We start from the raw sequence: 1,101 nt of genomic DNA on the forward strand, positions 1-1,101 counted from the left end.
ACAGCTTTATTCATGAACCAGGAGAAACAGCGCAAGACAGTATTCAGCAGCAACCACAAAGCACAAACGAAGATGAACAAAACACCTCAGAAGGCGAACAAAGCACAAGCAAAAAAGATGAGGTTTTTGACTTTGAACAAGACGCGGAGTATATATACGCGTCTTTTTTGTTTGATTACAACCTCGATCTATTCGAACAGCAAGGGAAATTACACTGGCGCAAATTCCAAGCCCTTCTAAAAGGTTTGAGCGAGGACGCTAAATTCTCAAAAGTCATTGAGATTAGAACAATGAAGCTGCCAAAAGAGGGAGAAGAACGCAAACGAATTCAGGAATTAAAGCGGATTTACGCCCTAAATAAAAAGCCAGTTGATGAAGAAGCAGCCATTAAAGAGTTGGACGCCAAGGCGTCAGCCTTCTTCCAAAACCTGCGCGGAAGGGGTGGTAAAAAATGAGTGATGGACGGGTTGTAATAGATGCCATTTTCGATACAGCACCAACCCAGCGCAGCGTACGAACCTTACAGCGGTCTTTAGATGGCTTGAATACTAACCGTTACAATGAACGATTGCGCTTAATGAGCGCCGAAATGAAGGCGGCATATAGAGCCTCAGCGCAGGCCCTTATACCATTCAAAAGGGAGCTTATTGAAACAGAATTCAAGTTTTTCAAACTAGCGCAAAGTATGAAGAACTACACCGGCACAAATGAACAATTTATTGGAGAAGTCCGGCGGCTTGGTCAAGAGCATAAAAAGGCCACAGAAAACATCATGAAAAACAACGAGATCATGAAAGCCGGCTTTATCCAGGGCGTAGGTCAAATGTTAGCCATGAGCGGCCAGAGTGAAAAAATCTCAGATAATTTCAAGAGAATGGGAAACCCACTTTACACCGTCAATAACGGGCTGTTACGGGTAACAGGCAGCCTTGAGAGGATGGCGCGTGAAGGTAACGCATCCGTTTTAGCGTTAAAAATGCTTGGCCCAACGGCGAACATGAAACAGTTAAACGACATGACAAGAATGATCACTCAAGGGCAAATGCGTTTTGCTTCCGTGGCTATTGCGAGCGCTGCGGCTTGCGTTATGCTATACGGCAA

2 protein-coding genes are annotated in these 1,101 nt (G+C 44.7%); both read left to right on the forward strand.

Annotated features, from left to right (window positions below; all coding sequences use genetic code 11):
* Positions 1-455 (forward strand): Gp15 family bacteriophage protein (locus ACFQ8Y_RS22760; RefSeq protein WP_430586811.1); only part of this gene is annotated, 455 nt, incomplete at its 5' end.
* The coding region (locus ACFQ8Y_RS22765; RefSeq protein ID WP_430586812.1) for a hypothetical protein at positions 452-1,101 on the forward strand (650 nt) is incomplete at its 3' end. The genes ACFQ8Y_RS22760 and ACFQ8Y_RS22765, both read left to right, overlap by 4 nt.

Source organism: Isoptericola sp. NPDC056605, assembly GCF_042792795.1.
Classification (GTDB): Bacteria; Actinomycetota; Actinomycetes; order Actinomycetales; family Cellulomonadaceae; genus Isoptericola.